This window comes from Streptomyces sp. MUM 203J (genome assembly GCF_022414595.1).
Lineage (GTDB): Bacteria > Actinomycetota > Actinomycetes > Streptomycetales > Streptomycetaceae > Streptomyces.
In genome coordinates, this window is the sequence record NZ_JADWYO010000076.1 from 20,890 (window position 1) to 27,751 (window position 6,862).

General features: G+C 75.5%; 6 protein-coding genes. 5 read left to right on the forward strand and 1 reads right to left on the reverse strand.

Features of this window, described 5'->3' with window-relative positions; genetic code table 11:
* The first annotated feature begins 25 nt into the window (after positions 1–25).
* The 4 genes from I3F58_RS26365 (at position 26) to I3F58_RS26380 (ending at position 3,413) form a co-directional block, all read left to right on the forward strand.
* Positions 26–1,831 (forward strand): serine hydrolase, encoded by a 1,806-nt coding sequence (locus I3F58_RS26365; RefSeq protein WP_240111202.1) that lies wholly within the window; start codon positions 26–28, stop codon positions 1,829–1,831.
* Between the two features lie 75 nt (positions 1,832–1,906).
* Entirely contained in the window at positions 1,907–2,767 is an 861-nt protein-coding gene (locus I3F58_RS26370; protein ID WP_240111203.1) for an arylamine N-acetyltransferase, read from the forward strand.
* A gap of 80 nt (positions 2,768–2,847) precedes the next feature.
* Positions 2,848–3,048, forward strand: coding sequence for an antitoxin (locus I3F58_RS26375; RefSeq protein WP_240111204.1), 201 nt, complete (start codon positions 2,848–2,850; stop codon positions 3,046–3,048).
* 188 nt (positions 3,049–3,236) lie between these two features.
* Positions 3,237–3,413, forward strand: coding sequence for a hypothetical protein (locus tag I3F58_RS26380; protein WP_240111205.1), 177 nt, complete (start codon positions 3,237–3,239; stop codon positions 3,411–3,413).
* A gap of 114 nt (positions 3,414–3,527) precedes the next feature.
* On the opposite strand, the gene I3F58_RS26385 is transcribed toward I3F58_RS26380, so the two are convergent.
* The gene (locus I3F58_RS26385; protein ID WP_240111206.1) at positions 3,528–5,873 is read right to left on the reverse strand and encodes a serine/threonine-protein kinase; all 2,346 of its coding nucleotides are present in this window, start codon (positions 5,871–5,873) and stop codon (positions 3,528–3,530) included.
* A gap of 398 nt (positions 5,874–6,271) precedes the next feature.
* On the opposite strand from I3F58_RS26385, the gene I3F58_RS26390 reads away from it, so the two are divergent.
* Positions 6,272–6,862 (forward strand): HtaA domain-containing protein (locus I3F58_RS26390; RefSeq protein WP_308355068.1); only part of this gene is annotated, 591 nt, incomplete at its 3' end.

The window sequence follows — 6,862 nt, forward strand, 5'->3', positions numbered from 1 at the left end:
TGAGGGACGGTCAGGACGCCTGGTGATGGACGCGGATGGGCTGGGGGCGGGGATCAGTCGCCGCGCGCTGGGGAGCTGCGCCCTCGGGGCGGGGCTGGTGCTGAGGTGGGGGCGGGGGAGCACGAGCGGCACGGGAGGTGTGGACGTGGCCGGGTACGGGACGGCGGGGCGGGGGCCGGTGCTGCGGCGCGGGTCGGCGGAGGAGGCCGGGCTGGTGCCGGAGCGTCTGGAGGCGGTGGTCGCGGGGGCCGGGCGGTTTCTGGGCCCCTCCCCCACGCACCCGTGGTACGCCGGCGCGGTGGTGCTCGCGGGGCGGGGCGGCATTGTGGCGCTGCACCGGGCGATCGGGTACGCGGTGCGGTACGCGGCGTACGACGAGACGACCGGGCTGGGTGTCGGACTGCGACCGGAGCGGCGGGTGCCGATGCGCCGGGACACCGTGTGTGATCTGGCCTCGCTGACGAAGCTGTTCACGTCGGTGCTGGCGGTGCGGTCGGTCGAGTGCGGCGAACTGGGTCTGGAGGAGCGGGTGGCGGCGCGGCTCCCGCCCTTCGGGCGAGGCGGGAAGGGCGCGGTCACCGTGCGGCAGCTGCTGACGCACACGTCGGGGCTGCGGGCCTGGCTGCCGCTCTACCGGGAGGCCACACGGTCGGGGCGGCTCCGGCTGTTGTGGGACGAGGTACCCGAGGACCCGCCGGGGACCGCGTACCGGTACTCCGACCTGAACCTGATCGTGCTTCAGCTTCTGCTGGAGGAGGTGACGGGGCGGCCGCTGGACGTGCTGCTGCGGGAGCGGGTCACCGGTCCGCTGGGGCTGCGCCGCACCCGGTTCGCACCACCCGGGTGGTGGCGGCCGTGGATCGCGGCGACGGAGGACGCCCGTCCGCCGTGGTCGGGGCTGGACCGGGGCATGGTGTGGGGTGAGGTGCATGACGAGAACGCGTACGCGTCGGGCGGGGTCGCCGGGCACGCGGGGGTGTTCTCGTGCGCCCGGGACCTGGCGGTGCTGGCGCGGGCGCTGCTGAACGGCGGCGGGTACGGGCGGGCGCGGATCCTGCGGCCGGAGTCGGTGGAGCTGCTGTTCACCGACTTCAACGGGGCCTTTCCGGGCCACGCGCACGGGCTGGGGTTCGAACTGGGCCAGCGCTGGTACATGGGCGCGATGACCACCCCGTACACGGCGGGGCACACCGGGTTCACCGGGACGAGTCTGGTGCTGGACCGGCACAGTGATCTGTTCCTGGTGCTGCTGGGCAACTCGGTGCACCCGGTGCGGACCTGGCGGTCGGGGTCGGCGCCGCGGGTCGCGGTCGCGGACCGGCTGGCGCGGGCCGTGCCGGTGCGGCCCGTGCGCGGTCGGACGGCGTGGGGCGCGGGCGCGGCGGGGGACGCGGCGAACCGTGCGGCGGGGAGCCTGACGCTGCCGGTGGGGGATGCGGGGGCGGATGGGGCGCGGCTGTTGTCGTGTGCGGTGTGGTGGGACACGGTGCCGGACGAGGAGCGGCTGTTCCTGGAGGCCGGGGACGGGGCGGGTGTGTGGCGGGCGGTGCCGTTCGCCACCGCGCGGGCCGGTGGAGGGGGGCGGCGGGATCATGCGGAGGGGGCGGTGTCGGGCTGGTCGGGCCGGGTGTGGCACCGGGTGGAGGCGGCGTTGCCGCCGTGGGCGCGGCTGCTGCGCTGGCGGTACGGCGCCGATGGGCGCCACCGGGGGCGTGGGGTGTACGTGGACGGGCTGCGGGTCCTGGACCGGGGCCGGGTACTGTTCGACGAGGCGCGGCCGGAGGACGCGGGGCGGATCGTCGCGGACGGGTGGACGGCGTCGGCTGACTGAACGCCGGCCCCGCCTCCTGCCCGGCTCTGCCCCTGCCGCAGATGCCCGCGGTGGTGGGCATTATGTTCGACAGTCATGATTCCAGAAGGATTTGCGGGATACCTGCGCCGGCTCGGCATCACTCCGTCCGGGACGCCCTCGGCCGAGGAACTGTGCGCGCTGCAGCGGGCGCACCTGGAGCACGTTCCGTACGACAACGTCGGCATCCAGCTGGGTCGGCCGCCCGGCATTGATCCGGAACTGTCGGTGCGGCGGTTCGCGGCCGGTGAGGGCGGCTACTGCTTCCACCTGAACGGTGCCTTCGCCGCACTGCTGCGGGCGCTCGGGTACGACGTCACCATGCATGTCGGCGGAGTCCACCCGGACGTGGACGGCCGGGGCGCGAACGGCAACCACATGGTCCTGACCGTGCGGGTGGACGACCGGGAGTGGTTCGTCGACGTCGGCCTCGGGGACGGCCCGCACGAGCCGTTGCCGCTGCGGGCCGGGACCTACGAGCAGGGGCCTTTCACGTACCGGCTGGAGCCCTCGGTGAGCGAGCCGGGCGGGTGGACCTTCCACCACGACCGCCTCAGCACCTTCCCCGTCATGGAGTTCCGGGGTGAGGCGGCCGCGCTCCACGACTTCGCGACGGAGCACGCGCGGCTGTCGACGGCACCGGACTCGCCGTTCGTGTCGGCCTTCGTGGCGCTGCGCCGGGACGCGAGGACGGTGCACCTGCTGCGAGGCAGGGTGCTGACGCGGACGGACGCGGCGGGGAGCACGGATCGGGCCGTGGACACCCGTGAAGAGTGGTTCGGGCTGCTGGAGAAGGACTTCGGGCGCAGCCTGGACGCCCTGGACGACACGGACCGCACGGCTCTGTGGGAGCGGGTGTCGGCGGCACACGAGGCGTGGCTGCGGTCCCGGGAGGAGGGAGAGGCCGGGCGGGGTTGAAGCGTGCCCGCCCGGATGCGGCCGGGGCGTGGGGCGGGGAGACTGATGGGCCGGGGGGCCGCTCGGTGAGAGGACGACCCATGTCCGTGATGGACAAGCTGAAGAGCCTGCTGAAGGGCCACGAGGACAAGGCCGCGCAGGGCATCGACAAAGCCGGTGACTTCGTCGACGACAAGACACAGGGAAAGTACAGCAGCCAGGTCGACACCACACAGGAGAAGCTCAAGGAGCAGCTGGGGCAGGAGCGGCCCGACCGGGGTCCGCAGCCGCCTCAGAGCTGAGCCACGCCGTTTGCGCGGTCCCGGGGCAGTCGGCACGACGACTGCCCCGGGACCGTTCGTGTGCGGCCCCGCCGGTGGCGCGTTCGGCCGACCGGGGCGGGGCGCCACCCGGTCGTACGTGTCGGCGTGCGGTGGGGCGGCGGCTGATGAAGAGTCATGGCGAGTACCCCCACTCAAAGGAGAGAAACATGCTTCGGCGCATCTCGATCGCTCTGGCCGGTCTGCTCGCTGTCGGCTTCCTCGCCGCCTCGCCCGCTGCCGCGCAGCCCGGTGACGTGCACGGCTGCTGGTTCAGCGGCGGCCCCGTCGCGGCGGGCAGTGTCTTCGTGGCCGACTTCCACTCGACCTGCTGGCACGTGGGCTGACACGGCGGCGAGCGGCTGCTCGACCTGCCGTTCCGGGTGGGCCTCCTTCGGGGGTGCCCACCCGGCGGCGTGTCAGGCGGGTGGTGCGACGGCGGCCGAGGCGCGTCCGGAGCGTCAGCCGGGCGTCGCGCTGCGGCTGCGGACGGCGGCCACGCGCTGGTAGAGGGCCACCGCCTCCTCACGCCTGCCGAGCCGTTCCAGGCACTGGGCCTCGTCCTGGTGCCCGGCGAGGGTGTCCGGGTGGTCGGGGCCGAGCAGCCGCTCGCGGGCACGGGCCACCCGCTCGTACCCGGACAGGGCCTCCGCCCAGCGGCCCAGCCAGCCCAGGCACACGGCGACCTCGCGACAGCTGACCAGGGTGTCGGGGTGGTCCGCACCCAGTACCCGCTCGCGCACGGCGGCGACGTCGCGGGCCTCGGCCAGGGCCTCCTCCCAGCGGCCCAGCCGCCCCAGGTTGACGCCGAGGCCGTGCCGGGCGCGCAGCGTCTCCGGGTCGTCCGGCCCGCCGGCCCGGGTGCGGGCGGCCACCAGGTCGCCGAACAGGCCGAGCGCCTCCTGGCCCTGGCCGAGCCGGCCGAGGCTGATGCCGGCCTCGTAGTGTGCGGCGAGCGTGTCGGGGTGGTCGGGGCCCAGCACGCGGGCCCGGGAGAAGGCCACCTCGCGGTAGTGGCGCAGAGCGTCCGTCCAGCGGCCCATCAGGCCGAGGGTGTGGGCCACTTCGTAGCGGGTGACGAGGGTGTCCGGGTGGTCGGGGCCGAGCAGCCGGGTGCGGGCGGCGGCCACGTCGTACGCCATCCGGTACGACTCCTCCAGGCGGCCGAGCCTACCGAGGGTGAAGGCCAGGTTGTGACGGCACCGCAGCGTGTCGGGATGATCGGGGCCCAGCACGCGCTCGCGGGCGGCGAGGACACCGGTGTACACGTGCTGTGCTTCGGCGTGGCGGCCCAGGCGGCCGAGGACGTACGCGGTCTCCTGGCGGGCCGTCAGGGTGTCGGGGTGGTCGGGGCCGAGAGCTCGGGCACGGCCGTCGGCCACATGGGTGAACTCGCGCAGGGCGTCGGTGGTGTGGCCGGTGCGGCTGAGGGTGAACCCGACCTCGTAGCGGCTGGCGAGGGTGTCGGGGTGATCGGGGCCGAGCAGCCGCTCACGCTCGGTGGCGACGGCTCGGTGGATCTCGGCCGCCTCGCCCCAGCGGCCGAGACGGCCGAGACCGAGCCCGGCGCTGTGCCGCCCGGCGAGATCGCTGAGGAGGCCGGGGGGCGGGGTCGTCCGGCGGGAGGCGGCGGGCGTGCCGCCGCCGGGTGTGGGGGTGGGCGCGCCGACGGCACGGGTCCAGCGGCCGGTGAGACCGGCGGTGGGGTCGGCGGGCGGGGCGGGGTGCAGGGCGACGGCGCCGAGAGCCCTGCGGCCACCGCTCATGGACCGGGTCCAGGCGGGCAGGGGCGGGGGGACGGGTGCCGGGTACGGGATCCCGGCCGGGGCAGAGGGTCCGGGCCGGGCCACGGCGGGTGCCGCGGGAGTGGAGTCGTACGGGAGGGTGTGGAGGCCGGCGGGCTCCGGGGCGGGGACGCCGGGCGGCGGGCCGGCCGGATGCGGGGCGGGGAGAACGACGGGGCGGGCGCCCGTGATGCGGCGGCGGAGGTCGCCGGCGTCGGCGGGGCGGGCGTCGGGGGTCTTGGCGAGCAGGTCGAGCACGATCTGCTCGAACAGCGGAGGCAGTTCGGCGCGGCGGGCGCGCAGCGGCTGCGGCGGGGTGTCACGGTGGCCGACCAGGACGGCCAGGGCGTCCTCCTGGTCGAAGGGCGGGGCGCCGGTGGCGATCTCGTACAGGACGCAGCCCAGTGAGTACAGGTCGCTGCGATGGTCGATCCGGCCTCCGCTGATCTGCTCGGGCGACATGTAGTGCGGGGTGCCCAGGGCGATGCCGCCGGAGGTGAGGCGGGAGCCGGCACTGATGTCGGCGCCCGGCCGGGCGATGCCGAAGTCGCAGATCTTCACGCCGCCGTCGGCGAGCCGCACGATGTTCGCGGGCTTCAGGTCCCGGTGGACGATGCCCTGGCGGTGGGTGTAGGCGAGGGCGTCCGCGACCTGTTCCGCGATGTCGACGATCTCGGGCAGGGGCAGCGGGTGGTGCTGGTTGTCGGCCAGCAACCGGCTGAGGTCGCGGCCCTCGAGCAGCTCCATGACCAGGAAGAGCGTGTCGTCGGACTCCCCGAAGTCGTGGACGACGGTGACCCCTCGGTGCTGGAGGGAGGCCGCGACGCGCGCCTCGCGGCGGAATCGCTCGCGCAGGACACGTACGAAGTCCGGGTCGTGCTGCGGGCCGAGCGGTTTCAGGCACTTGACGGCGACACGGCGGCCGAGCGCCTCGTCGGTCGCTCGCCACACCTCCCCCATGCCGCCGCGCCCGATCACCTCCAGCAGCCGGTAGCGGCCGTGGATCAGCCTGGTGTCCGCCATCGCGTGCTGTCGCCCCCGTCGGTTCTCCGCGCCCTCCCCGGCCCGTCCAGTATGGCGCCCCGCCCTGACAGTGTGTACGGGGCGGGTCGGCTGCCGGGACCGAGTCTGTCCACGGCACTCGGGATGTGACGGGGAGGCCCCTGCCGACGGGACCCGGCCGGGCACGCGGCGCAGCAGGCCGCCGGTGGTGGTGAGGCCGCGGGTGACGGTGTCGGGCGGTGGGGCGGGAACACCGTGGAGCGCGTGGGCGTGCGGGCGCGGGGAAGTGGTACGCGAGGTCCGCCACGCGCCGCCGGAGCAGGGCGCGCGCCGGGACGGACGGCGCGGGAACGGGCGGCCGGGCAGGAGGGCGGGCACGGCGCCGGCGTCCGGCCGGGTCTGCGGGCACGCCGCGTCCGGTGCGGGGCGCCGCTGTCGACTGGGGGGTGTGGCGGACCTTCCGGGAGTACGTCACCGGGCAGATCGCCCAGGGGCACTGGGAGCTCTCGGGCGGAGCGCGGGACGGGGGCGCGCTGTTCCGGTTCCCCGGGGGGCGGGTCCGCTACGACGCCGCGAAGCGCACCCTGGCCGCCGAGTTCACCGGTTCCGTCCGCTTCACCGGGCGGCACGGGCTGGACCTGGGGCTGGCCCGGCCCGCGATCAGGATCGGCGCCGGGAGCGGCACGCTCAGCGCCGAGGTCGCCCGCGCCGGGAAGACCGGTACCCGCGTCCCTCTCGTCACCTTCCCGGTAGGGGGCCTCCCGGCCGGGCAGGACGGGCTGCTGATCCTTCGCGAGGTGCCCGCCACGCTGACCGCCGAGGGGTCCCGGGCTTTCGGCGGCCTGTACCCGGAGGGCACCGAGATGACCCGCTCACCCTCGCCGTGCCGCTCCGCGACTCCGCCCGGCTGCCCGCGCTGCCCGACCTGGGCAGCGACGCGGGCCCGAAGCCGGCGGCCCCGCTCTCTGCCGGCCCCCGGCCCGCGCCCGGACGCGGCGCCCCGGGTACGC

What these genes read in the sequence shown, in the direction of transcription:
- I3F58_RS26365 (WP_240111202.1), top strand. Translation starts at nt 26, where the DNA reads ATGGACGCGGATGGGCTGGGGGCGGGGATCAGTCGCCGCGCGCTGGGG.
- I3F58_RS26370 (WP_240111203.1), top strand. Translation starts at nt 1,907, where the DNA reads ATGATTCCAGAAGGATTTGCGGGATACCTGCGCCGGCTCGGCATCACT.
- I3F58_RS26375 (WP_240111204.1), top strand. Translation starts at nt 2,848, where the DNA reads ATGTCCGTGATGGACAAGCTGAAGAGCCTGCTGAAGGGCCACGAGGAC.
- I3F58_RS26380 (WP_240111205.1), top strand. Translation starts at nt 3,237, where the DNA reads ATGCTTCGGCGCATCTCGATCGCTCTGGCCGGTCTGCTCGCTGTCGGC.
- I3F58_RS26385 (WP_240111206.1), bottom strand. Translation starts at nt 5,873, where the DNA reads ATGGCGGACACCAGGCTGATCCACGGCCGCTACCGGCTGCTGGAGGTG.